Source organism: Rhodococcus erythropolis NBRC 15567, from assembly GCF_001552595.1.
GTDB lineage: Bacteria > Actinomycetota > Actinomycetes > Mycobacteriales > Mycobacteriaceae > Rhodococcus_F > Rhodococcus_F erythropolis.
Genome location: NZ_BCRM01000035.1, coordinates 41,199 through 65,494, shown reverse-complemented (window position 1 = coordinate 65,494; position 24,296 = coordinate 41,199). Strand labels below are relative to the sequence as shown.

The following is a 24,296-nucleotide window of genomic DNA, read 5'->3' as shown; positions in this document are numbered from 1 at the left end:
AATCAGTGATCACGATCAGATCGGGTTCGAGAGCGAGCAGAGCCTCGAAATTGGTGGAGAAATCGCCGGCTACGTTGACGAAGCTCGCGTCCTCGATGGTACGGCCGGGAAACTGGAATCCTGCCTTGGCATCGGGGAACCAGAAATTCCCCGAACCGACGATCGGGTAGTCCATCATCATCGCGAATTCGAGGTCGACGCGGCCGTCCAGCACCACAACGCGCCTGGGGTCGCGCGGAACGTCGCCGCTGAACTCGCCCCACGTGTATGGGAGAGTGTCACTGGCCGAGTCCGACTCGGCATCGGAAGTTCCACACGCACTCAGCGCCAGTGCTGCAGCCACACCGGCTGCGCCACCGAAGAATCGGCGCCGTGAAATGCGGTCGACGATCTGAGCCCACTCCGAATCGGTGACCTGCGTATCCAGGACGAGTGTCATACCTTTGCTCCTTCGATGTTTCGCTGACGCTCGCGTCCCAGCGGAATGACAAGTGGTGTGTGGGAAACCGGATCGTCGATGATGCGGCACGCCATGCCGAACACCTCCTGCACCAGTTCTTCGGTGATGATCTCCGCGGGCGGGCCTTCGGCGACCACGGCGCCGTCCTTCATCGCGATGATGTGAGTTCCGTAGCGGCACGCGTGATTGAGATCGTGAAGCACAGCCACCAGCGTGTGCCCGTCGTTCTCGTTCAGATCGCGGCACAACTCCAGAAGCTCGATCTGATGCGCAATGTCGAGGAACGTCGTCGGCTCGTCCAGCAGCACCAACGGAGTCTGCTGCGCGAGAACCATCGCGACCCAGACACGTTGGCGCTGACCACCGGACAGTTCGTCGACCGGCCTTGCCGACAGATCCGTGACCTTGGTTGCCTCCATCGCCTTGATGACGGCGGCCTCGTCCTCTCGCGACCACTGACGGATCAGCTTCTGATGCGGATAACGTCCTCGCGCAACCAGATCGGCGACCTTGATACCGTCCGGGGCGATCGACGTCTGCGGCAGAAGCCCGAGCCGCCTCGCAACTTCCTTGGCCGGGTACGACGTGATCGCTTTGCCGTCGAGAAGAACCTTGCCGGTGGTCGGCTTGAGCAACCGGGACAACGCACGCAGAAGTGTCGACTTGCCGCAGGCGTTGGGACCGACGATGACGGTGAAGCCACCGTCGGGGATCTCGACGTCGAGGTGCTCCGAGATGACGCGCTTGTCGTACCCGATCGTGACGTCCTCGGCGCGAAGCCGATTCGTCTTCTCAGCCACGACGCCCGCCGCACTTGCCTCGTTCACGCTGTTCCTCGTTCCTTCACCGATCACTGCTTACGGGCCTCTCGCGCGAGAAGCCATACAAAATAGATGCCACCGATGGAGACGGTGACGACGCCGACCGGCAACTGTGTCGGTGCAAAAGCTCGCTGCGCCACCCAGTCGCTGACCATCAGCAACGCGCCACCCATTGCTGCCGACGGCAGCAGGGTCACTCCGGCACTACCGGTCAATCGCCTCACCAATTGCGGAGCCGCCAGCGAGACGAACCCGATCGGTCCGGCCGCTGCTGTCACCATGGCCGTCAGAGCGACACCCAGAACAACCAGGGAAAGCCGCGTGGGTTCGGCCCGGACTCCGAGTGCCTTGGCGGCGTCGTCGCCCATCTCGAGCATCTGCATCCGCCTGCCCAACACCAGGATCAGCGGAACGAGGATGGCCAGCACGACGACCACCGGCCACACCTGAGTCCAGCCGAGACCGTTCAACGAACCGGCACCCCACACTGCGGCGGCCATGGCGTCGTCAAGCTTCGCCTTGAGAATCATCCAGGTGTTGACCGAGCCCAACATCGCACTGATGGCGATACCGACGATGATCAACCGGAATCCCTGCACACCACGCTTGTACGCAAGGAGGTAAACCACTGCTGCGGTCGCGATTCCGCCCACCAAGGCGCCGACTGCGATCTCGTAGTAAGTACCACCGATGAGGAGGATGACCACAAGAGCGCCCGTGTACGCACCGGAGTTGAAGCCGATGATGTCTGGGCTACCCAACGGGTTCCTGGTGAGCGATTGGAAGATCGCACCGCTCATGCCGAGTGCCGCACCGAGCATCAGCGCCAACAGAACTCGGGGCAGACGCCATTCCACGACGACCATGTGGATACGCGCGGGAGCCTCGCCGAACAGTGCGCCGAGGACGTCCCCGATCGGCACCTGGTAGTCACCACTACCGAGGGCGATGACGCCGATCGCCAGTGCAAGCGCAACGAGGATGAGACAGACCGTGACCGTGCGGACGTCGATCCGCGCGGACCACCCTTCTTTGGGTGAGCGCACCACCGTGGTGGGGCGCCCGAAATCGATGCTCACAGACCGCTCACCTTGCTTCGACGCACCAGCATGATCAGCACCGGAGCTCCGATGAATGCCGTGACGATGCCGACCTGAAGTTCACCCGGGCGCAGCACGATTCGGCCGACGACGTCGGAGAAGAGAAGAAGAATCGGCGAGCACACCAATGTGTACGGGAGAATCCATCGCTGATCCGGTCCGACGAACCATCTCGCGACGTGCGGAACCATCAAACCGACGAATCCGATCGGCCCGGCCGCCGCTGTCGCTGCGCCACACAGCAAGGTCACCGCGATGACGCCGAGAATACGAGTGCGAGTGATATTGGCACCGAGCGAACGTGCCAGATCGTCACCCAAAGCCACGGCATTGAGCTGGCGTGCCAACGCGAGCGCCAGGAAGAGCCCGATGAGGATGAAGGGTGCAACAGCCAGAACGATTTCCAAGGAACGCCCGCTGAGTGAGCCGGCATTCCACTGGCGCATCTGGTCGAAGGCGGTCGGGTTGAGCAAGGTGATGCCGGACGAGATGCCGCCGAGCACGGAGCCGATGGCAACACCGGCCAGTGTCAGCCGAATGGGCGTCGCACCACCTCGACCGATCGAGCCCAGCGTGTAGACGATCGCCGTGGCTATCACCGCTCCGAGGAACGCGAACCAGATGTACGACCAGATGCTGGTCAGGCCGAAGACCGCGACGGCGACAACCATCGCAAAGCCTGCTCCGGCATTGACACCGAGAATTCCGGGATCAGCCAAGGGATTTCGTGTCATCGCCTGGATGAGGCCACCGGCCACGCCGAGCGCCATGCCGACTATCAGACCGAGCAGAGTACGCGGCAGCCGCAGGTCACGGATGATCACGTGATCGTTCGAGTCGTCGTAGTTCACCAGCGCGTCGATGACCGTGCCGAACGGAATGGTCTTCGATCCAACCGCAATGCTCAGAAGGAGCACGGCGGCGAGCACCACCAGGCACACCAGAAGACCCGCCATACGACGAGAGTTGGTCGATACCAGGCCGTCCGGTTGCTTCTGCTTCTCTTGCAGCGACTCGTCGATCAGTTCTTCGGTGTGTTTGTCGACGGCTCTCTCGTCAGCCGCACTCTGGTCGACGGCACTCTTGTCTAATCCAACGGTCACAAGCCGGCGCTCTCTAGAGTCTTCTCGACCTCGTCGCGAATCTCTTCCTCGTCGCGGTCCGATTCCCAGGCCGCATCGAGTGCCGCGCGGACACTCTCGTCGAGGGCCTCGTACTTCGCGTTCCAGACCTCTGCCTTGTAGGTCCAGTAGCCGATGACCTTGTACTGCTCACCCGGCAACTTGAGTTCGTGGCGAAGGTACTTGCGGATGTCACGGAGCATCGTGCTCTCGCCTGCCACCCACACGTATCCGAGTTCAGTGGGCAGGTTCATCGCGCGAACCGCGTCCGGCAGCTTCGACGGTGCAACACCGTTGCCACTGCCGACCAGCCAGATGAACTCGACGTCGGCGTCCGAGGTGATCTGCTGCTTGTGCGACTCGTCCACCACCTCGACGATCGCCTTGGCCGACATGCCGGCCGGCAACTGTTCGATCAGACGACCGAGTGCGGGGAGTCCGGTTGCGTCGGCGACGAACACCTGCCAGCGTGCGTCGGCCGGCGGCTCGTAGAGGCCACGAGACTCGCCGATCGCCAACTTGTCACCGATCTCGGCTTTCTGCGCCCAGTCGCTGGCGATTCCGCCCTCGTGAACGACGAAGTCGATTGTCATTCGGCTGGTTTCGGCATCGAACCGTCGCACGGTGTACGGCTGGCACGGGGACGGTTCCTCGCCCTCCGGGTACCGCCAACCGCGCGGTGCGTCCGGATCTTCCGCCGGTAGAACGAACTCGCCTGTAGCCGGGACCGGGAAGTGGAGGCGCAGGTATTCGTCACCGGTACCGGTGGTTTCGAAGGCGGTCAGTTCCTCCCCTCCGAACACGATACGAACCATTCCCGGGGTCACGTACTCCTTGTGAAGTACCTCGCCGAACACAAGACTCACAACAATCTCCAACATCGATGGAACATGAACCGGACCCGAACACAAGGATCAAATCCGACTTCCGGACATAGTTAACCCGCGCTAAGTAAGGTAGACCTTAATTTATTGCAGTGTTGTCGATGAGTCGATGCCTTCTCCGCTGCAACGGGGCCAACTACTATCGCAATTCGGCCAACGCAATACATATGGCCTGTTCACGACAAGTATTGGCACCGGTGTGACTTCTGACTACCGCCCACGATCCCTAGCGTGGACCCAGTGCCTTCGACACCACTTCTTTCGGCCGAGACAAACGGTCCCCCAACCGGCACGGCGATCACGCCGCGCCAGGTAATCACACGCGCGATCGCTTCCGAAGGTCGCGGAGCCAAGTTGGCGGCGGCGTCCGTCGGCTTCACCGGCCACCAGGTCGCGGAAGCGTTGGTGCCGGTGGTGATCGGTGCGGTGATCGACCGTGCTGTCGCGACCAGCGATGCCGCCGCACTCGGAAAGTGGATCCTCGTTCTCGGAATTCTCTTCACCGGCTTGTTGCTCAGTTGGCGCTTCGCGGCACGCATCTCCGATTCCGTCACCGAGCACGGTGCGCATCGCTTGCGGATGGACATCGCGCGCCGAGGCCTCGATCCGCACGGCATGTCGCCGCGGCGCATGCCTGGCGAGGTCTACTCGATTGCAACATCCGACGCGGGTTCGGTGGCCGGATTCACCCACACGCTGAGCACAAAACTTGCGGCCGCCTGCGGAGTGCTGACCGCCGCGATTTCGCTTCTGGTGATCTCGGTGCCACTCGGCCTGCTCGTCATTCTCGGTACGCCCCCGGTGCTGGCTCTCATGCAGGTGGTCAGTCGACCGCTCGAACGCCGAGCCGAGACCGATCAATGGCAGGGCGCCAAGGCCGGTGCCCTGGCCGCAGATCTGCTCTCCGGACTCCGAATCCTCTCCGGCATCGGCGCCGGAGATGCTGCAGCGCAGCGGTATCGGGGAGCCAGCCGGACTTCGTTGGAAGCAACCCTTCGCGCACAGAGATACCAAGCGATGTACTCCGCCGCCAATGTTGCGATCGCCGGTGCTTTCCTCGCCGTCATCGCGTACGTGGGTGGACGGATGGCAGCGTCCGGGAGCATCTCGGTCGGTGAATTCGTTGCCGTGGTGGGTCTGGCACAGTTCCTTCGCGGTCCGTTGATCGACATCATCTACTTCGGCGCCGGCCTGGCACGGGCGCGTGCTTCCGCCAACCGCGTCGGAGCACTTCTCGGGACCACCGAGGCTGTGACTCCCGCGGGTGCACCTGTGCCCCTGAATCACTCCGAGTTCCTGACGCTGCGCGACGTCGTGTTGGCCGGAGCGTCACCAGTCGATCTCGATGTCAAACGCGGCGAGATCATCGGCATCGTCACCGAGAATGCGGCGTGGGCGGATGCGTTGGTCGACGCACTGGCGCGTCGAATCGACCCTTCGAGCGGAACAATTCATCTCGGCGACAACGCCATTCACGAGCTGCACATCGACGAACTTCGCACTCACGTTCTGGCAGCACCGCACGACGCGGCACTGTTCATCGGCACAGTCGGCGACAACATCGACGCCCTCGCACCGATCGGTCGCCGCAACGACGAGGCCATCGCCGCGGCCGCCGCAGATCAAGTGATCTCGGCACTGCCGCTCGGCCTCGCCACCCGAGTCACCGAGCAAGGGAATTCTTTGTCCGGCGGACAGCGTCAGCGCATCGCGTTGGCGAGGGCACTGGCAAGCGAAGCGCCCGTCCTGGTGCTGCACGATCCCACCACTGCCGTCGACTCCGTCACCGAAGCGCGCATTGCTCGCGGGATCGCCGAGGTACGCGGGGCGCACGCCACAATACTTCTGACCAGCAGCCCCGTGCTGCTCGATATCTGCGATCGGGTGATCGAGCTGTGAACGAACTACTCCCCACCGCAACACCGAAACAAGCTCGCCGCGCGGCACTTCGGTTGATGGGACCCCACCGGATCTCCGCGATCGCAGCAGTCGTCACCCTGACCGCCGCGACCGCGATAGGTCTGCTCACACCGCTGATCCTCGGCGCCATGGTCGACGCCGTGACCGACGGAGACGGCGACGCTGTCTCTCGCATCGGCACACTGACTCTCGCGTTGGTCGGCATCGCGGTTGCCTCATCCCTTCTCGTCGGAGTGAGCAACTACCTGCTCGCCGGCGTCGGCGAACGCGTTGTCGCCGACCTTCGCGAAGAAGTCGTCGTCCGGGTTCTCGACCTTCCGCAGAGCGACGTCGAACGCGCCGGGCGCGGAGATCTCGTCTCCCGCATCACCGGCGACGTGCGGTTGGTGACTCGGGCCGTATCCGAAGCACTTCCGGTTTTTGCCACCGCGGCACTGACCATCGTGTTGACGCTGATCGGATTGGGTAGCCTCGATTGGAGATTCGCCGTCGCCGCGGTGATCGCGGCACCCATCCAGATCCAGGCGCTGCGCTGGTACCTCTCGAGGTCGGCACCGGTCTACCGCGAGGAGCGGGAGGCAGAAGGTGCACGTGCGCAACAGCTCCTGGACTCGCTGAGCAACTCCGACACCGTCGGATCGCTTCGCCTGGCCCAGCCGCATCTCGAACAGATCGAATCTCGATCGATGGCCGCCGTCCGCCTGAGCTTGTTGACCACGCGTCTACGCACCAGGTTTTTCGGCCGGCTCAACATCGCGGAGTACATCGGCCTGTCCGCTGTGCTGATCACAGGCTTCTGGCTGGTGAAAGACGGTCAGATCAGCATCGGCGCCGCGACCGCCGCAGCCCTGTTCTTCCACCGCCTCTTCGATCCGGTGGGCGCAGTTCTCAGCGTGTTCGACGAATTACAGGAAGGCACAATCGCGTTGGCTCGCCTGGTCGGAGTCACCCTTGCGCCCGTGCCATCCGCACCGAATGATCCGCAGGAACCTGTCGACAGCTCGGCGTCTTTGGAACGCGTCACATTCTCGTACCGAAGCGGCGACGCTCCTGTTCTGCGAGACATCGACATCACCCTTCCGGCAGGAACCGTCACGGCACTCGTCGGCGCTACCGGAGCCGGAAAATCGACAGTCGCAAAACTGGTCGCGGGGACCTACGAACCGACCGAAGGCGTCGTGAAGATCGGGACGGTGCCCCGGAACGAACTGCCAACGTCGACCTCTCGGAGCGCGGTGGCCCTCGTGACTCAGGAGGTCCACGTCTTTGCCGGCACGTTGGCCGAGGATCTGCGGCTGGCCGACCCGTCGGCAACGGACAACGACATCATCGCAGCGCTCGATACCGTCGGCGCCTCCGATTGGTTGCGGGCACTCCCGGACGGACTCGAAACCGTCGTCGGAGACGGTGGACACCGGCTGACCGCAACACAGGCACAACAACTTGCGTTGGCAAGAATCGAATTACTGGATCCGCCGCTGCTGATTCTCGACGAGGCGACCGCCGAAGCGGGCAGCGCCGGAGCCAAGGTCCTCGACGATGCAGCTCTGGCTCTGACCCGGGGTCGCACTGCTGTCACAGTGGCACACCGACTCTCACAGGCCGTCGACGCCGATCAGATCCTGGTGATGGACGACGGCCGTGTCGTCGAGCACGGCTCTCACGACGAGTTGGTCAACCTCGGGGGTCGGTACGCGGAACTGTGGGAAGCGTGGTCCGCGCCGCGGCGTTGACCGCGACGGTTGCACCGGGCACTTCCGCCCGGTGCAACCCAACTCAAGCGTGCAGGAGATACGGCACCGATTCGGGAGCCACGCTCCCCTTGTTCATCATGCTGCCGGGTGTCCGGCCGGTGACCCGGCGGAACACTGCGACAAAAGCACTCGGAGTTTCGTATCCGACCCGCCTACTGACAACCGAAACCGGCACGCCAGCAGCCAGGTACGTCAGTGCTGCGCGGACTCGAACCTGAATTCGCCACTGTGCAAAGGTCATTCCCGTACCCTGAGCGAACACACGCGTCAGCGTACGGACGCTACCGCCGGCCGTCAGCGCCCATTCGGACAGCGACCGCTGGTCTGCCGGATTGGCGACCAACGCTTCGGCAACGAACAACGCTCGCGGATCGGTCGGCATCGGAACCTCCACCGCAGCAACTTCGAGCGGCTGCAACATGTCGAAGGCCACCCGCTCAGCGCGACTGCGCGCCTCGTCGGGCATGTTCCGCCGATGCATGTGCAGGAGTACCTCACGCAGGAGAGCGCTGACACCGAACAAGCCCGGAACACCCGACGGCGCGGCGTGCGCCTCAGGCCGGAAGTACGTGCAGAAGAACTCGGTACCTGGGCCCGCCTTCACGGCATGCAACGCACCGGCAGGCAGCCACAGTCCGGCCGAAGGCGGCACCTCCCAGGTGATGCCGTCAGCGACAACCGTGAGCATTCCACCGGAGTTTCCCCAGATCAGCTCATGTTCAGGATGACGATGCGGGGCCCACTGCCGCTGATGAGAGAGCTTCAGAGTCACCGTTGTCATCGAGTAGGGGTGATCGATGGAACGCGGCCCCACGGGCACCGAAATTCTCTCTGCCACAGCTGTCATGAAGACGAGTATAGGACTTTCGTTAGGCATACCTAAATAGGAACCCGAAAATTGTTGACTGTGACCCCAGAGTTACACATACCAGGCTCCCCGATATCGTGACTGCAACTCCCGGCTACGGGTCGGCAACGAGAGGTACATGATGGTTGACGCATCACGAATCCCGGTCATCGTCGGCGTCGGCGATCTGCGCTGGAATCCTACCGACGGGCACCGCGAACCTCTTGACTTGATTCACGACGTCACCGTCGCCGCGTTGAACGACAGTGGACACGCTGAACTGGGAACACAGATCGATTCCGTGTTCGCGATCAAGACAGTCAGCTGGTCGTACGACGATCTCCCCGGGCTGCTTGCCTCACGATTAGGCGCGACCCCCACTGTCACCTCTACCTCGCCGATCGGTGGCCACTGGCCGGCGGCACTCCTCGATCGGATCGGCGCGGCCATCGCTCGCGGTGAATCCTCGGCTGCTCTGCTCGTGGGCGGCGAATCGCACGCCAGCAGCACCGCGCTGCGAAAGTCCGGAGTCGCTCCCGACTCGATCGGGTGGACCGCTGCGCCCGGTGGGCCTCCCGGATTCGATCCGGCCGACCTGGGAAGCCCTGAAATGCAGCGCGCCGGTTTCATCGTGCCGACGCGCGTCTACCCGCTCTTCGAGAACTGTTTCAGTGCTTCCGAGGGCCACGGCGCCCGCGAATCGCTCGCCTGGTCCGCGAAGATGTACGCCGCATTCTCGGAACTGGCATCGAAGAATCCCGCCTCCTGGACGTCGGAGATCCGATCGGCAGACGAGATCGGCACCGTCGGACCTGGCAATCGGATGGTCTCCGAGCCGTACCCGCTGATGCTCAACGCCATGCCCTTCGTCAATCAGGCTGCGGCCGTTGTCGTCTGCTCGTTGTCGACCGCCCGCGAGTTCGGGATCGATGAAAGCAAACTGGTGTACCTCTGGGGCGGCGCTGGTGCGAGTGATCCGTTGGACATCCTCAGCCGCAACAGCTTCGACAGCTCGGCCGCGATGCATGACGCCGTACATCGCACACTCGATGGTGCCGGAGTCGGCGCCGACGCACTCGACATCGTCGATGCCTACAGCTGCTTCCCAATCGTGCCCAAGCTGTTGATCCGCGAACTCGGACTTCCCGATACCGCGATCCCAAGCGTCACCGGAGGTCACTCGTTCTTCGGCGGACCGCTCAACAGCTACACCCTGCATTCCGTCGCTGAAGTCACCAGGCGAATTCGCGACGGCGCGAACCTTGCCCTCGTCCACGCCAACGGTGGATTCCTCACATACCAGCACTGCGTACTGCTGTCGGCCGCCGCTCATGCCGACGGGTACGTCGGCGATCCCGACGCGCGCGCTTTGACCGCGGAGGCTCCGGAACTGATCACCGATTACCAGGGCACTGCGGAAATTGTCACTGCCTCTGTCGAATACGGTCGCACTGGCGAACCTGAGATCGGGTTCGTGATTGCAACAACGCCGGACGGCGGCCGCGTCGCCGGTCACACCGGTCCCGAGAATGCCGCCGAACTGACCCAGCTTCGCGGTGACAACCCGGCGGCGATCGGACGGACCGTTCATATCAGCGACGAGAACGGAAAGCTCACGCTCACGTTCTGACGGTCGACAGCCGTGAGCACCGGGGCATGTTTGTGCCCCGGTGCTCACGTCTTCAGTTGTCGCGATTCACGCCGCGGTGGGCGGACTGTTCCCGCCGATCGGCTGCTGGTGCGGATCAACCGACATCGGTGGGTAGAACACCGTCTTCCGATCCGGTCCGATCTCGACACGCCACTCGGTGTGGTGCATCGTCCGGTGGTGATGACCGCACAACAAGATCAGGTTGTCGAGATCTGTTGGGCCACCATCGTTCCAGTGAACGATATGGTGAGCATCGCACCACCCCGACGGTGTCCCACACCCTGGGAACGCACACCCACCATCCCGAACCGCCAACGCCCGCCGCTGCGGAACAGTCGCTGTTCTCGCTTCCTTACCGCAGTCGAGCGGAACACCATTCTCATCCAGGAGGATCCGGGTGACGGTGCAGTCGCACGCCAGCATCCGGGCAGTGTCGATACTGATCGGGCCCACCCAATCCGTCCACGCAAACCCGAGTTCCTCAGTGGACGGCAGGAGGTCTTTCAAAGCTTGCAGGTCCGTCATGTCTTTCGCGCTGGCGGTGACCGTGATGTGTGGTTTCACTCCGCCTTCGATCGGGCCCAACCCCGCTCGCTCGTAGCGGCGCAGGAGTTCGCAGAACCCGTCCGCGCGCCGTAGTGCTGGCGTGCGGGTGTCTTTGACGCCGTCTTTCTCCGGTGTCGGAGCGGACAGGCTCGACAGCAACGTGATCAACCGGGCCCCGTTGATCGCATCCAGATCACCCTTCACAGTGACCCGCCCGTACAGGCCTTTCGAGGCGTAGAACTCGTTACGTTCGGAATCCTCGCCGACCGGAACACCGTCCTCACGCTTGCCGTACTGCTTCTCGATCCGCCGAATCGCCGCCCGCACCGCATCACAATCCGCAATGTTCTTCGACGCCAACGACAACAAAATCTCGCGAGCCTTGTCCACATCCGCCAGGGTCATGTTCTTCGGCGGATGCTGACAAAACGACGCCACCTGCCGGGCTTTCAACGCATCCACATCGCCACGGTGAAACGCATCGCCCACAACGGGTTCGAGCATCAACAACCGCGCCAACCCGACCAGCAGACTGCACTCACCGATCTCCAGATTCGTCGAACCATGCAACCACTGCGCGATCGCCCGAAAACCCTTCCCACCGAGAACCTCCCGGGAAAACATCTCCACGATCAGCAACACCAACCGCGACTGCAACTCGTGCCGGGCGCGCACCAGATCGAGAACCTCACCCTTGAGGCCCTCACCATCCAGCTGCCATGCTTCCCGACTATCCATACCGAGAGTTTAATCGAACATATTTTCGATAGCCAGAGACAAAGCGGACAACTTCGGGAACATGAAGACTCGAGACCTGTTGAAGTACATCAACATTCACCTAGTCGTCCAATATCACGCGATAGAAGACATACCCCGCAAAAACACACAATCGCAACAACACACAGCACGAGCAGGATGTCGAAAAAGACGGCCGGGTTGGGTTTCGAGCCTGGTCGATGAGAGGCGTCGAAGACGAGGCAGGCGTGCCACACGGCAGCGCACGGCACTACTTCGCAAATCAACGTGGACTGATAGTCGAGGTGGTGCGACACCTTCTGGACGGCGATCTTCCTCGCCCAGGCGAGACGCCGAAGCAACAAGTGGCCCGGTGGCTGGGGCCTGAATCCGGCCGCACCCGGGCGCGTTACGAACTGATCATCGCGTCATTCCACGATCCCGACCTCGCAGTGGAACTGGTGCGTGGTCGGGATCGGTTTGTCGACATCTTGGCCGAACGCGGCATGACCTCGTCCGATGCAACGGAGTTGGTCGCAGCATTGGACGGGGTCGTTCTGGACGCACTGCTACGCGAGCAAGCACCGGAGGGCGTGGATCCAGAGCGAATCTTCAAGAAATTCGGAGCGAAGTTCCCCTAGCCGTCCAGCTCGGCGAACAGCTCCATCCACTGCTCCTCGGCGGCTTCCTTGTCCGCGATGACCTGCTTGAGTTCAGCCCCGAGCTTCTGCAGCTTGTCCGGGTCGGTGGCTGCGTCGGCGAGGGAAGCGTGCAGCTTCTTCTCGCGGTCGTCGAACTTCGCAATGGACCGCTCGAGCTTCGAAAGTTCCTTGCGTGCAGCGCGATCCGCGGCACCGTCGCGGACCTGCTTGCTCTTCGACGCACCACTCGCGGTCGAGGCCACTGACGGGTTGTCGCCATCCCCCATCGCTGCGCGTCGACGCAGGTAGTCCTCGATACCACCCGGCAGGTTGGTGAGCTTGCGATCACCGAAGAGAGCCCAGGTGGTGTCACAGATGCGCTCGATCAGGTACCGGTCGTGCGAGATGACCACCATGGTGCCCGCCCAGCCGTCGAGCAGATCCTCGAGTTGCTGAAGCGTGTCGATGTCGAGATCGTTGGTGGGCTCGTCGAGAAGCAGAACGTTGGGCTCGGCCATGAGGACACGCGTCAACTGCAGACGGCGGCGCTCACCACCGGACAGATCGCCGACGGGGGTGCGCTGACGCGCCGGTGTGAAGCCCAGCCGCTCAGCCAGCTGACCGGCTGATACTTCCTTGTCCCCCAGCGTGATTCGCTCGGCTACGTCCTTGACCGCGTCGAGTACACGCATGTCGGTCGGCAGATCGTCGAGTTCCTGCTTGAGCCAACCGATGTGGACGGTCTGCCCCTGAATGCGCTTGCCTGCTGCCGGCTCGAGTTCACCGGCCAGTGTCCGCAGCAGAGTCGTCTTGCCCGAGCCGTTGACGCCGACCAGGCCTACACGCTCCCCCGGAGCGAGCCGCCAGGTCAGATCCTCGACGAGTACGCGGCCGTCCGGGGTCTCCAGACGCGCGTCTTCGAGTTCGATGACAACCTTGCCGAGTCGACGCTGGGCGAAGGACGCAAGTGCCACCGCGTCACGAGGTGCCGGAACGTCAGCGATCAAGGCCTCCGCGGCCTCGATGCGGTACTTCGGCTTCGATGTACGGGCCGGCGCACCGCGGCGCAGCCATGCGAGTTCCTTGCGCGCAAGGTTGCGTCGACGCTCTTCGGAAGCGTCGGCCTGACGCGAACGCTCGGCGCGGGCGAACACCCAGTCGTTGTAGCCACCCTCGTAGCTTTCGACGCCGCCACCGACAACCTCCCAGGTGCGGGTGGCGACGGTGTCGAGGAACCAGCGATCGTGGGTCACGACGACAAGCGCGCTGCGACGCGAGACGAGGTGCTCGGCCAACCACTGAACACCTTCCACGTCTAGGTGGTTGGTCGGCTCGTCGAGCACCAGCAGATCGAGGTCCTGAACCAGAGCCGCAGCGAGAGCCACGCGGCGACGCTCACCGCCGGACAGGCCGTCGACCTTGGCGTCCAATGCGGACCGCTCGCCGCCGGCGCCCAAGTTGTCGATGCCGATTCCCGAGAGCACTGAACGAATGCGCGCGTCGCCGGCCCACTCGTGCTGAGCCACTCCGAGCGGCCCCAGGACCACTTCACCGACCGTCGAGCCTGGAGGCAACACACCGCGCTGCGTCACGACGGCCATGCGCAATCCGCCGACGCGGCTCACGCGTCCCGAATCCGGCTGCTCCACACCCGCGAGGACTTCGAGCATGGTCGTCTTGCCGCCACCGTTGAGGCCGACGACACCGATGCGCTCGCCTTCCTCCACGCCCAGGGAGACCCCGTCGAGCAACGGCTTGACGCCGAAAGACTTCGACACGTTTTCCAGATTGATCAGATTCGCCATCAGTGCTGTCCCTTTGCCGCATTGTCGAGTATTCGTGCTCCGGGAACGGGTCCGCTCGCCACGCGAACGGTGCGGCACACCCCCGCTCCCGCAAGTTCTGCGCTCACTTCCACCGCGGACTGTGCGTCGGCGCAGAGAAAGGCGCATGTCGGTCCGGAGCCGGAGACGATGCCGGCCAAAGCTCCGGCTTCGACACCCGCTCGCAGCGTCCGTCGTAGATCCGGGTTGAGTGAGAGTGCTGCCGCCTGCAGATCGTTTCCGAGCAGCGGAGCGAGCACATGAGGGTCACCGGTGGTGAGCGCGTGAATCAACTCGTCAGCGGTACCCAATCGATTCGGTGTGCCTTCGGCGCGAAGCTTGTCGAGTTCCCGGAAGACAACCGGCGTGCTCAAGCCTCCCTTGGCCAGCGCCAACACCCAGTGAAAGGTGCGGCGCGTCAAGACGGGGACAAGTTGTTCACCGCGACCGGTTCCGAGGGCAGTGCCACCGTGCAGCGAGAACGGAACGTCACTCCCGAGACGTGCCGCGAAGGCGTCGAGATCAGGCCGCGAGAAGTCGAGTTTCCACAACGAATTGAGCGCAACCAACGCGGCTGCCGCGTCGGCGCTCCCGCCGGCCATACCGCCTGCGACGGGAATGCCCTTCTCGATGACGATCTCGACATTCGAAGCCACGCCACCCTCGGCGGCCAGCATCTCGGCGGCACGCCACACGAGATTGGTGCGATCGGTCGGTACGGCCGCGGCGTCGTCGCCGATCACCCGCACTGTCAAGGTGTCCGCAGGCGCCACCGTGACGGTGTCTGCCAGCGACAATGCCTGAAAAACGGTCGTCAGTTCGTGATAGCCGTCGTCTCGCAGGTCCCCGACGGCAAGGTGGAGATTCACCTTGGACGGGGCCCGGACAACTACGGGGCGAGGAACGACGGAGAGCACAAGGAACAACAATAGGCGCTGCGAACACCTGGGCGAAAACCTGCGACCGCCGCACCCCATCCGACAGCAAGCACACCCACGCTATTTCACCGCGCGCACGCCTATCCCCAGCCCGACCACAGCCACGCTGACGGCAGCGAAGATTCCTGCCAAAACGCTGCCCGACGCGAAGTCACCGGCAAAGAGAGCCCGCTCGGCATCTACGACGTAGCCCAGCGGATTGATGTTCACGAGGACCTTCATCCAACCTGGTGCGTCATCGAGTGGAAGCATGGTTCCCGACAGGATCAGGAGCGGGAACATCAGCGTCTGCTGAACGACCCAGAACATCCAATCCTGCTCCCGCACAGCCAGAGCGAGAGCGTACGAGAGCGCACCGAGTCCGACGCCGAACACTCCCAGCAGGACGATTCCGAGCGCGGCGCCCGCTGCATTGACGTCCAATCCGAGCGGTAGCGCAACAAGAATGATCAGAATCGCCTGCGCGGCAAGCGGAACCATCTCCTTGCATGCCCTCCCGATCAACAACGACGAGCGTCTGAGCGGAGTCACCAACATTCGCTCGTGGGATCCCTGCTGCATCTCCATCAGAAGGTTGGAACCGGTCATCGTCGTGCCGAAGATCGCGATCATCACCAATACACCGGGGATGAACCAATTCCATACGCCGTCACCGGTACCCGGGACCCCTTTGAGCAGAGGCCCGAACAGGGCCAACAGGATCAGGGGCTGGATGAGGCTGAAGATGACGCTGACCGGGTCACGCAACATCGGCCGCAGTTCACGGCCCATCACGATCGCGCTGTCTCGAACAATGTTGCCGTGCGCGCTACGTGGGGTATCGAGTGTGATTGTCATGGCGGATTCCTGTTCGTCGTAGTTCTTCGTCGTAGTTCTAGGAAGCAACCGCGGCGGCGCTCTCGCGCAGGCTGCGGCCGGTGAGAGTGAGGAAAACGTCGTCGAGAGTCGGCCTGGTGATGTCCGCAGTGACTGCGCGGGCGCCGTGGGTATCGGCTTCACGCAGCAATACCGGTAGCGTCGAATCACCCTCGCCGGCACGGATACTCACCGAGCTTGCCTCGACCGTGACGTCACGCACAGTGACAAGTTGCTCGGCCACCGACGCCGCGATGGCGGCCGCTTCGGCACTGTCGAAGGTGAGCAGAAGATGATCCCCCGCGAGATCCGCTTTGAGTGCGGCAGCGGTGTTGTCCGCGATGACAGTGCCTTCGTCGATGACGATGACCCGCTCTGCCATCGAATCCGCTTCTTCGAGGTAGTGCGTGGTCAGCACGATCGTGGTGCCCATCTCTCGCCGCAACCGCAGGATGTGGTCCCAGAGGTTGGCCCGACTCTGCGGGTCCATGCCCGTGGTCGGCTCGTCGAGGAACAGGAGTGGTGGGCGATGGACCAGGCCCAGAGCGATATCGAGCCGCCGTCGCTGCCCGCCGGACAGCGTACTGACCTTTCGAGTACCCAACTCGGTGAGTTCGAGATCACGCAGCAATTCGTCGGCCCGGACCTGCGAGTCGCCCTTGGGCATTCCGTAGCACAACCCCTGCGTCACCAACTCGTCGCGAACCCGCTGGTTGTGGCCGGCTCCGTTCCCCTGTCCGACGTATCCGAGGCTGGAGCGCACCTCGTTTCGTGACGCAGCGATGTCGAATCCTGCGATCCGCGCAGTACCGGATGTGGGCTCGAGCAAGGTGGTCAGCATGCGCAACGTCGTCGATTTTCCGGCACCGTTCGGCCCAAGCAAGGCAACCAACTCGCCCTCCGCTACGTCGAGAGTGACTCCCTTGACTGCTTCCACGAGTTTCTTGCCCTGGGCGAAGTGCTTGGTGAGCGCCTCCGTCTCGATCATCGGTCTGCCGTTGTTGATGCGACTCATGATGTGCCCCAATTTCTTCTCGACTGGTCGGATGTGGACCAACCTAAATTCAATTGAGGACGCATTGGGTCCTAAATGTTTGGCAGACTTCTTGCCATGAAGGAGACATCGGCTCGCCTACTGCGGTTGCTGTCACTGCTCCAGACACGTCGAGACTGGTCCGGTGCCGAACTCGCAGACAAGCTCGCGATCACCCCGCGCACAGTCAGACGTGACGTGGACCGCCTCCGCGATCTCGGCTACCCGGTCGACGCGACGGTCGGCGTCGGCGGTGGATATCGCCTGGGAGCGGGCGCGGAGATGCCCCCGCTACAGCTCGATGACGAAGAAGTGCTCGCGGTGGCGCTCTCTTTGCAGTCCGGAGCGACCGGCTCTGTGGTCGGCATCGGCGAGGCTTCGATGCGCGCGCTGGCGAAGCTGCGGCAGATCATGCCGTCGAGGCTGCGACACCGTCTGGAGTCGCTGTCGATCGACGTCGTGCCACGCGAGCCCGCCGCGAGCGCAGTCGATGCGTCGGTACTGTCCGCCATCGCGTCCGTATGCCACAACCACGAGCGTTTGAGATTCGACTACAGCACTCACGACGGCACCCAGAGCCGACGCGAGGTGGAACCGTACAGGCTCGTGCGGTCGGGTGTTCGGTGGTATCTGGTGGCTTGGGATCTATCTCGCGAAGACTGGCGGTCGTTCCGCGTCGACCGGATGGAACCCAAGATTCCCACCGGTCCGCGGTTCACGCCGCGGGAACTACCAGCCGGTGGTGCGGCAGACTTCGTTTCGCGCGGCGTCGCCCGGGCTTATTCCTCCACGCGCGCAACAGTTCTACTGCATGCACCCATCGAGCAGATAGCGCCCATGGTCAGTGAGCAGTGGGGATCAGTGGAGTCCACCGACGAAGGGCGTTGCGTCATAGTGCTTTCGGGCACTTCCCTACGGTCGATCGCAATGTGGCTCAGGGCTTTCGACGTCGATTTCACCGTTGTGAATCCACCCGAACTCCGCGAGGAATGCCGCGCGATCGCAGCAGAAACCGCAGTGGCCGCTCAGCGTTATCTCGATGCGTGAGAGCACTTTTCACCCAAAATGCAACAAGACCCCAACTCCGAAGAGTTGGGGTCTTGTCAGTACGTCATGCGTCGGTTGCCCGACTCACATGGACGTCTTAGACGATGGTAACGCCGGTGGCCTGCGGGCCCTTGTTGCCCTGACCGATCTCGAACGCCACGCGCTGGTTCTCCTCGAGAGTGCGGAAGCCGCCACTCTGGATCTCGGAGTAGTGAACGAAGACGTCAGCACTGCCGTCTTCGGGAGCGATGAAGCCGAACCCCTTCTCGGAGTTGAACCACTTCACGATGCCCTCTGCCATGTAAATCTCCTCTAACACAGTGTCAACAGGCAGTCGCTTCGACCGCCCGGGTCACTTACTACGACCGTTCTGAGACAAATCCGTGGAGGATGTCCAAACGCTCGCAACCTAACCATTTGCGAGCGTGGAAACACAAACACAAACACTTACGACCAACACAAGTAGACCACACATCCGCCCTGTTGTCTTCCCTGAGGCCTTCGTCACTGCCCAACCCGTTGACAGGCATACCCCCTGGGGGTACCTTCAGTCCCAGGGAGATACCTACACCGGGTATCCGTAAAATGAGTTTTACACAAGCGAAGGGATCTGCGATGACCACCGCCGAATACACCGTTTCCGGAATGACCTGCGGACACTGCGTCGGATCCGTCAAGGAAGAGATCGGCAACATCGCGGGCGTAACCGCGGTGGATGTCGAATTGGCGAGCGGACGCGTCGTTGTCACCAGCGATGCCCCCGTCTCCGCAGCCGACGTCGTCGCAGCAGTCGACGAAGCCGGCTACGCAGTCGTACCAAGCTGAGTCAGCCGTGCGCACCTCGACAACACTTGCCACCTACGCCGTAGGGTTGGTCGCCGTCTTCGGCGCCGCCCTCGGCGTGGGGGCCGCAATCGGAAGCCCGATAGACATGTCCACTACCCAGCACAGCACCCACGAATCAACCGCTGAATCGATGCCAGGCATGGATTCGGCGACACCCGCAGGGCTCGAAGTCTCTTCCGGCGGATACACACTCACCGACGTGACGGCACCCGGTCGAGCTGGGGAGCCGGGAACCTTGACCTTCCGGATTCTCGACAGCACCAACAAGCCCGTCGTCGATTTCGACCTCCTGCACGAGAAGAAGCTCCACCTCATCGTCGTCCGAAACGACACCAGCGAATTCCGCCACGTACATCCTTCTCTCGCCGCAGACGGCACCTGGTCGATCGACTGGACCTGGCCCGTCGCCGGCACCTACCGAGTCTTCGCGGACTTCGATCCCGCCGACGGCACCCAACTGACACTCGGCCGAAACTTCGACGTGGCAGGCGAATTCACTCCTGCGCCGCTGCCCGCGAAGAGCGCGACCGCAACCGTCGACGGATACACCGTGACTCTCGACGGTGATCTGACCACTGCCGGCGGCCCGATCACGCTGAGCGTTGCTCGCGACGGAGCCCCGGTCACCGATCTCGATCCGTACCTCGGTGCCTACGGTCATCTTGTTGCGCTTCGCACCGGCGACCTCGCCTACCTGCACGTTCACCCCGAGGGTGAACCGGGCGACGGCGTCACTTCTCCCGGTCCTGACGTTTCCTTCCACGCACAGGCGCCGAGCGAAGGCACATACCGACTGTTCCTCGACTTCCAGCACGAGGGCGTGGTTCGCACCGCCGAATTCACTGTTGATGCAGGCACTTCCGCAGCTTCAGTTCCAGACAATCACGAGGGAGGGCACTGATGACGTCACCGACTGCGGTCGACAATGCTGCCAACTCGAGCAGCGTCGAACTCGCGATCACCGGAATGACCTGCGCCTCCTGCGCGTCACGAATCGAGAAGAAGCTCAACAAGATCGACGGCGTCACAGCCACCGTCAACTACGCGACGGAAAAAGCCAAGGTCACCTTCCCGGACGGGGTACCCGTCGAAGATTTGGTCACCGCCGTCGAGAATGCCGGTTACGCTGCCGCGCTCCCGAAACCGCCCAGCGCGCCAGACACCGTCGACCCGGATGCGGAAACCCCGCAGGATCGTGATCTGCGCGAGCTTCGTACCCGCCTGATCATCTCGACTCTGCTCTCCGTGCCGGTCATCGCGATGGCGATGATTCCTGCGTTGCAGTTCGACAACTGGCAGTGGCTCTCCCTCACGCTGGCCGCACCGGTCATCGTGTGGGCGGCCCTTCCCTTCCACCGGGCTGCCTGGGTCAACCTGCGTCACGGCGCCGCAACGATGGACACGCTCATCTCGCTGGGCACCATCGCAGCGTTCGTCTGGTCGCTGTATGCACTGTTCTTCGGCACCGCGGGCGAAGCGGGAATGAAACACGCGTTCAGACTGACGGTCGACCGGATGGACGGCAGCGCCAACATCTACCTCGAGGTTGCCGCGGGCGTCATCACGTTCGTGCTCGCCGGACGCTACTTCGAGCACAAGTCCAAGCGCACGTCCGGCGCCGCACTACGCGCGCTCATGGAACTCGGTGCAAAAGACGTCGCGGTACTGCGAAACGGCGTCGAAGTACGAATCCCCGCCGAAGAACTGGCAGCGGGCGACTCCTTCATCGTTCGGCCCGGCGAGAAGATCGCCACCGACGGCATCATCACCGAAGGCCGCTCAGCCGTCGACATGAGCATGTTGACCGGCGAATCCGTCCCGGAGGAGGTCGGTGTCGGAGACACCGTCGTCGGGGCCACCGTCAATGTCGGTGGAACCTTGACCGTCGAGGCCACCCGAGTCGGGAGCGACACCCAACTCGCCCAGATGGCGGCACTGGTCGAAGACGCCCAGAACGGCAAGGCCGAAGTTCAGCGCCTCGCCGATCGAATCGCCGGCATCTTCGTACCGGTCGTCATCGCGATTGCCGTTGCGACACTGGGCTACTGGCTCGGTACCGGCAACCCCATCGAGATGGCGTTCACCGCTGCGGTCGCCGTCCTGATCATCGCGTGCCCCTGTGCTCTCGGATTGGCAACGCCCACAGCTCTGTTGGTGGGCACCGGCCGCGGAGCCCAGATGGGAATCCTCATCAAGGGACCCGAGGTGCTCGAATCGACGCGCGCAGTCGACACCGTCGTGCTCGACAAGACGGGGACCGTCACCACCGGTCAGATGACATTGCTGGACACCGTGGTGGGCGAAGGAACAACCGTCGACGAGGTCCTTCGGCTGGCCGGTGCACTCGAGCATCGCTCCGAGCACCCCATCGCCGCTGCGATCGCGAAGGGTGCGACCGAAGCCGTGGGCGAATTGCCTGCGGTCGAGGATTTCGTGAACGTCGCCGGTCGCGGCGTGCAGGGAATGGTCGACGGTCATGCCGTTGTTGCCGGCCGAGACGCGCTGCTCGCCGACTGGTCGATGCCGTTGCCGGAAAATCTCCGTGACGCGAAAGCTGAAGCAGAGAAGGCCGGGCGCACCGCAATCGCGGTGGGCTGGGACGGTAAGGCGCACGGCGTCCTCGTGATCGCCGACGCGGTCAAGGACACGAGCGCCGAAGCAATCGCGCAGTTGAAGGCACTCGGCCTCGAACCGGTTCTGCTGACCGGTGACAACGCCACCGTTGCCCGCACCGTGGCGGATCAGGTCGGGATCAGCACCGTCTTCGCCGAGGTCATGCCGGCGGACAAGGTCGACGCCGTCAAGAAGCTGCAGGCGGAAGGACGCGTCGTAGCCATGGTCGGCGACGGCGTGAACGACGCGGCGGCCCTGGCTCAGGCCGATCTCGGTCTGGCGATGGGCACGGGTACCGACGTTGCAATCGAGGCCAGCGACATCACCCTGGTTCGAGGTGACCTGCGGTCGGCAGCCGATGCAATTCGACTGTCCCGCAAGACGCTCAAGACCATCAAGGGCAACCTGTTCTGGGCATTCGCCTACAACACGGCAGCGATCCCGCTGGCTGCGGCCGGCCTGCTCAACCCGATGCTCGCTGGTGCCGCAATGGCATTCAGCAGTGTGTTCGTGGTGAGCAACAGCCTGAGGTTGCGGCGGTTCAAGTAAGGGGGCGAGCCCCTGTGCGCGGTTAGGGAGTCCCTGCACTCCTTAACCGCGCACGGGGCTATTCGCCTCCAGCCAGCCGAACGAAGGCTGCTGCGTCGAGCATCTCGCCACGCGTCTGTGGCTCGATGCCGGCAGCGAGGAGCCGTCGCTCGGCTTCGGCAGGCGAACCTGCCCAACCACTGAGCGCGGCACGCAAAGTCTTGCGGCGCTGCGCGAATGCGGCGTCGATGGCAGCAAAAACCTGCTTGCGGTGCTTCTCGTCCATCGGCCACGGCGGCTCCGCGTACCGATCGATACGAACCAGTCCGGATTCCACCTTCGGCACCGGCCAGAAGACGTTGCGTCCGACGGCCCCGGCGCGGCGAACCTCGCCGAAGAAGTTGGCCTTGACGCTGGGAACGCCGTAGATCTTGCTTCCCGGATCAGCCGCCAGGCGACCGGCAACCTCGGCTTGCACCATCACGAGTGCGGTCCGCAGACTCGGGAGCGACGCGAACAGATGCAACAGCACCGGCACCGCGACGTTGTACGGCAGGTTCGCGACAAGCGCGGTCGGCTCGCCTGGAATCTGTGAAGGCAGCACACGCATCGCGTCCGCTTCGACGACGGTCAGTCGATCGGCCAACTCCGGCGCTCGCTCGGCCACCGTCTTGGGAAGGCGAGCCGCAAGGTTGGGATCGATCTCGACCGCGATCACACGATCGACGACATCCATCAGCGCCATCGTCAGCGAACCGAGACCCGGCCCCACCTCGAGAACGACATCGTCACGAGTGACGCCTGCCGTGGTGACGATGCGTCGCACGGTATTGGCGTCGTGAACGAAGTTCTGCCCCAACTGTTTCGTGGGCCGGACACCGAATTCCTCGGCAAGAGCGCGCACCTCGACCGGACCGAGCAGGGCTGCCTGCCCGCGCGGAGTAGCGATGGGTTCGTTCGATTGTTCGGCGTCTGACACCAGTAGAACTTATCCCAGTCCGAGGCGACCCGAGCACGACGGCCATGCGCCCCAGCCCTGAGTGCGCTGCGTTTGCGTCGCGATCGCGATCTGCTCCTCACGGGTTGCGAGGTCGGCGCGAGGCGCATACTTCAACCCGCCCTGCCGTTCCCACGTGTTCTGGTCGAACTGCACGCCGCCGTAGAAACCGTTGCCGGTGTTGATAGCCCAGTTGCCGGTGGCCTCGCACTGCGCGAGCGCGTCCCACGTCGAACCGTTCTCCACGGGCGGCACCTCGGTGCCCGGCTTCGTTCCCACGCGCACGACCTTCGGCTGCGCCGGTGTGGTGATCGTCTCCGATACCTGTGTACGTCCGGCCTCGACACCGTTGACGAGATTCACGGCGAACGTCACGTCACGCACGCCGGGAACGCCCGGATTCTCGACGATCGTGCGACTCTGGTTCATCGTCGGATCCTCGATGCGCTGATCCGGCGGATCGAGCGGCAAGGTCTCGACCTTGTTCTCGGTGCGGTTGCGCGTCACCGTGACCTCGAGGCCCTCGGTCAGCGGAGCGTCGGCGGCGGGAACCACCGTGTCCGACTGCTCGAGCGGAGTGCCGTTGGCCGTAAGGAACTCGCCCACCGTCGGTGCCGCGATACGCACGTCGGCCGCCGCATTTGCGCCGTCGACCAGTTTTGCGACGACCGGTGTCAAGACGTCGAGCGCGGCGCCGTCGAGCGGGAGACGCTGCGAGCGCGACGCCGACACGTGCACATCCGCTGAGACATCCAACTGCTTGAGCGCGTCGTCGACGGTCAAGGCGGTGGTCCAGAGCTTCTGCGGCTGACCGTCGACCGTCAGCGTGATCTCACGAGCACGACGGAGCACCACGGTGTCGCCGTCGGACAGCGACGCGTCGGCCGCCGGAGCAACCGCGTCCTTGTCACCGATCGGGTAACCCGCGTCCTCGAGAGCGCCGTCGACGTTGGTCGACATGGTGCTCAGGTGAATCTGCTCACCGTCGACGTCGAGGGTGATGGTCTTGTGCCGGACGACGGCCAGAACGCCACCCACGAGAACCGTCAGGAGAAGAGCGGCGATCGCCGAGTACAACAACGGCGACCTGGTCGAGTTGATCTTGGCGAACGGTGACATGGGTTCCTGAGTTCTGT

General features: G+C 63.4%; 21 protein-coding genes and 1 pseudogene. 8 read left to right on the top strand and 14 right to left on the bottom strand.

Translation table 11 applies throughout. From position 1 onward, the window contains the following. The 5 genes and pseudogenes from RE4_RS28020 to RE4_RS28000 form a co-directional block, all read right to left on the bottom strand. Positions 1 to 439, bottom strand: a pseudogene (locus RE4_RS28020) (ABC transporter substrate-binding protein); the annotation flags it as partial. Continuing rightward, positions 436 to 1,287, bottom strand: coding sequence for an ABC transporter ATP-binding protein (locus RE4_RS28015; protein WP_044479581.1), 852 nt, complete (start codon positions 1,285 to 1,287; stop codon positions 436 to 438). The gene RE4_RS28015 and the pseudogene RE4_RS28020, both read right to left, overlap by 4 nt. 23 nt (positions 1,288 to 1,310) lie before the next feature. Continuing rightward, positions 1,311 to 2,360, bottom strand: coding sequence for an iron-enterobactin ABC transporter permease (gene fepG, locus RE4_RS28010; RefSeq protein WP_019744683.1), 1,050 nt, complete (start codon positions 2,358 to 2,360; stop codon positions 1,311 to 1,313). Further along, entirely contained in the window at positions 2,357 to 3,484 is a 1,128-nt protein-coding gene (locus RE4_RS28005; protein WP_020970315.1) for a Fe(3+)-siderophore ABC transporter permease, read from the bottom strand. Before RE4_RS28005 ends, fepG begins: the two co-directional genes overlap by 4 nt. Next, positions 3,481 to 4,368 carry a siderophore-interacting protein gene (locus RE4_RS28000; RefSeq protein WP_020970316.1) on the bottom strand — a complete coding sequence of 296 codons (888 nt, stop codon included), beginning with the start codon at positions 4,366 to 4,368 and terminating at the stop codon, positions 3,481 to 3,483. Before RE4_RS28000 ends, RE4_RS28005 begins: the two co-directional genes overlap by 4 nt. Before the next feature lie 258 nt (positions 4,369 to 4,626). Here RE4_RS28000 and RE4_RS27995 point away from each other — a divergent pair, with 258 nt between their 5' ends. Then, positions 4,627 to 6,285, top strand: coding sequence for an ABC transporter ATP-binding protein (locus tag RE4_RS27995; RefSeq protein WP_238076519.1), 1,659 nt, complete (start codon positions 4,627 to 4,629; stop codon positions 6,283 to 6,285). Then, complete coding sequence (locus tag RE4_RS27990; RefSeq protein WP_060939752.1) at positions 6,282 to 8,039, top strand: ABC transporter ATP-binding protein; 1,758 nt, start codon at positions 6,282 to 6,284, stop codon at positions 8,037 to 8,039. The genes RE4_RS27995 and RE4_RS27990 overlap by 4 nt, the downstream gene beginning before the upstream one ends. A 43-nt stretch (positions 8,040 to 8,082) precedes the next feature. Here RE4_RS27990 and RE4_RS27985 read toward each other — a convergent pair whose 3' ends face one another. After that, positions 8,083 to 8,907: a helix-turn-helix domain-containing protein gene (locus tag RE4_RS27985; protein ID WP_003946247.1), complete on the bottom strand. Its 825-nt coding sequence runs from the start codon at positions 8,905 to 8,907 to the stop codon at positions 8,083 to 8,085. A gap of 139 nt (positions 8,908 to 9,046) precedes the next feature. Between RE4_RS27985 and RE4_RS27980 the strand changes: the two genes are divergently transcribed. Continuing rightward, entirely contained in the window at positions 9,047 to 10,537 is a 1,491-nt protein-coding gene (locus tag RE4_RS27980; protein WP_060939751.1) for an acetyl-CoA acetyltransferase, read from the top strand. Between the two features lie 66 nt (positions 10,538 to 10,603). Here the strand turns inward: RE4_RS27980 and RE4_RS27975 are convergent, their stop codons facing one another. After that, entirely contained in the window at positions 10,604 to 11,842 is a 1,239-nt protein-coding gene (locus RE4_RS27975; RefSeq protein WP_060939750.1) for an HNH endonuclease signature motif containing protein, read from the bottom strand. A gap of 218 nt (positions 11,843 to 12,060) precedes the next feature. Between RE4_RS27975 and RE4_RS27970 the strand changes: the two genes are divergently transcribed. Continuing rightward, positions 12,061 to 12,480 (top strand): TetR/AcrR family transcriptional regulator, encoded by a 420-nt coding sequence (locus RE4_RS27970; protein ID WP_060939749.1) that lies wholly within the window; start codon positions 12,061 to 12,063, stop codon positions 12,478 to 12,480. Here RE4_RS27970 and RE4_RS27965 read toward each other — a convergent pair. The 4 genes from RE4_RS27965 to RE4_RS27950 form a co-directional block, all read right to left on the bottom strand. Beyond that, positions 12,477 to 14,285: an ABC-F family ATP-binding cassette domain-containing protein gene (locus RE4_RS27965; RefSeq protein WP_003946255.1), complete on the bottom strand. Its 1,809-nt coding sequence runs from the start codon at positions 14,283 to 14,285 to the stop codon at positions 12,477 to 12,479. The genes RE4_RS27970 and RE4_RS27965 overlap by 4 nt on opposite strands. Then, complete coding sequence (locus RE4_RS27960) at positions 14,285 to 15,220, bottom strand: 4-(cytidine 5'-diphospho)-2-C-methyl-D-erythritol kinase (RefSeq protein ID WP_060939748.1); 936 nt, start codon at positions 15,218 to 15,220, stop codon at positions 14,285 to 14,287. The genes RE4_RS27965 and RE4_RS27960 overlap by 1 nt, the downstream gene beginning before the upstream one ends. Positions 15,221 to 15,301: 81 nt before the next feature. Next, positions 15,302 to 16,078 (bottom strand): ABC transporter permease, encoded by a 777-nt coding sequence (locus RE4_RS27955; RefSeq protein WP_019744694.1) that lies wholly within the window; start codon positions 16,076 to 16,078, stop codon positions 15,302 to 15,304. A 37-nt stretch (positions 16,079 to 16,115) separates the two neighbouring features. Continuing rightward, positions 16,116 to 17,111: an ABC transporter ATP-binding protein gene (locus tag RE4_RS27950; RefSeq protein WP_060939747.1), complete on the bottom strand. Its 996-nt coding sequence runs from the start codon at positions 17,109 to 17,111 to the stop codon at positions 16,116 to 16,118. 96 nt (positions 17,112 to 17,207) lie between these two features. Here RE4_RS27950 and RE4_RS27945 point away from each other — a divergent pair, with 96 nt between their 5' ends. Continuing rightward, positions 17,208 to 18,176: a helix-turn-helix transcriptional regulator gene (locus RE4_RS27945; protein WP_060939755.1), complete on the top strand. Its 969-nt coding sequence runs from the start codon at positions 17,208 to 17,210 to the stop codon at positions 18,174 to 18,176. 97 nt (positions 18,177 to 18,273) lie between these two features. On the opposite strand, the gene RE4_RS27940 is transcribed toward RE4_RS27945, so the two are convergent. Beyond that, a complete protein-coding gene (locus tag RE4_RS27940; RefSeq protein WP_003946232.1) occupies positions 18,274 to 18,477 on the bottom strand; it encodes a cold-shock protein in 204 nt (67 codons plus the stop codon). A gap of 314 nt (positions 18,478 to 18,791) precedes the next feature. Here RE4_RS27940 and RE4_RS27935 point away from each other — a divergent pair, with 314 nt between their 5' ends. The 3 genes from RE4_RS27935 to RE4_RS27925 are packed head-to-tail and all read left to right on the top strand — an operon-like array spanning position 18,792 to position 22,184. Further along, positions 18,792 to 19,001 carry a heavy-metal-associated domain-containing protein gene (locus tag RE4_RS27935; RefSeq protein ID WP_003946267.1) on the top strand — a complete coding sequence of 70 codons (210 nt, stop codon included), beginning with the start codon at positions 18,792 to 18,794 and terminating at the stop codon, positions 18,999 to 19,001. A 7-nt stretch (positions 19,002 to 19,008) separates the two neighbouring features. Beyond that, positions 19,009 to 19,923: a DUF8832 domain-containing protein gene (locus RE4_RS27930; protein WP_060939746.1), complete on the top strand. Its 915-nt coding sequence runs from the start codon at positions 19,009 to 19,011 to the stop codon at positions 19,921 to 19,923. Then, positions 19,923 to 22,184 carry a heavy metal translocating P-type ATPase gene (locus RE4_RS27925; protein WP_060939745.1) on the top strand — a complete coding sequence of 754 codons (2,262 nt, stop codon included), beginning with the start codon at positions 19,923 to 19,925 and terminating at the stop codon, positions 22,182 to 22,184. The genes RE4_RS27930 and RE4_RS27925 overlap by 1 nt, the downstream gene beginning before the upstream one ends. Positions 22,185 to 22,242: 58 nt before the next feature. Here RE4_RS27925 and rsmA read toward each other — a convergent pair whose 3' ends face one another. Beyond that, positions 22,243 to 23,142, bottom strand: a complete 900-nt coding sequence (gene rsmA / locus RE4_RS27920; RefSeq protein WP_060939744.1) for a 16S rRNA (adenine(1518)-N(6)/adenine(1519)-N(6))-dimethyltransferase RsmA — start codon at positions 23,140 to 23,142, stop codon at positions 22,243 to 22,245. 9 nt (positions 23,143 to 23,151) lie between these two features. Then, positions 23,152 to 24,279: a resuscitation-promoting factor gene (locus RE4_RS27915; RefSeq protein WP_020908607.1), complete on the bottom strand. Its 1,128-nt coding sequence runs from the start codon at positions 24,277 to 24,279 to the stop codon at positions 23,152 to 23,154. Between the last annotated feature and the right edge of the window lie 17 nt (positions 24,280 to 24,296).

Coding starts and splice junctions, on each gene's coding strand:
- RE4_RS27985 (WP_003946247.1), bottom strand. CDS start 8,907: ATGACAGCTGTGGCAGAGAGAATTTCGGTGCCCGTGGGGCCGCGTTCC.
- RE4_RS27980 (WP_060939751.1), top strand. CDS start 9,047: ATGATGGTTGACGCATCACGAATCCCGGTCATCGTCGGCGTCGGCGAT.
- RE4_RS27975 (WP_060939750.1), bottom strand. CDS start 11,842: ATGGATAGTCGGGAAGCATGGCAGCTGGATGGTGAGGGCCTCAAGGGT.
- RE4_RS27970 (WP_060939749.1), top strand. CDS start 12,061: ATGAGAGGCGTCGAAGACGAGGCAGGCGTGCCACACGGCAGCGCACGG.
- RE4_RS27965 (WP_003946255.1), bottom strand. CDS start 14,285: ATGGCGAATCTGATCAATCTGGAAAACGTGTCGAAGTCTTTCGGCGTC.
- RE4_RS27955 (WP_019744694.1), bottom strand. CDS start 16,078: ATGACAATCACACTCGATACCCCACGTAGCGCGCACGGCAACATTGTT.
- RE4_RS27950 (WP_060939747.1), bottom strand. CDS start 17,111: ATGAGTCGCATCAACAACGGCAGACCGATGATCGAGACGGAGGCGCTC.
- RE4_RS27945 (WP_060939755.1), top strand. CDS start 17,208: ATGAAGGAGACATCGGCTCGCCTACTGCGGTTGCTGTCACTGCTCCAG.
- RE4_RS27940 (WP_003946232.1), bottom strand. CDS start 18,477: ATGGCAGAGGGCATCGTGAAGTGGTTCAACTCCGAGAAGGGGTTCGGC.
- RE4_RS27935 (WP_003946267.1), top strand. CDS start 18,792: ATGACCACCGCCGAATACACCGTTTCCGGAATGACCTGCGGACACTGC.
- RE4_RS27925 (WP_060939745.1), top strand. CDS start 19,923: ATGACGTCACCGACTGCGGTCGACAATGCTGCCAACTCGAGCAGCGTC.
- RE4_RS27915 (WP_020908607.1), bottom strand. CDS start 24,279: ATGTCACCGTTCGCCAAGATCAACTCGACCAGGTCGCCGTTGTTGTAC.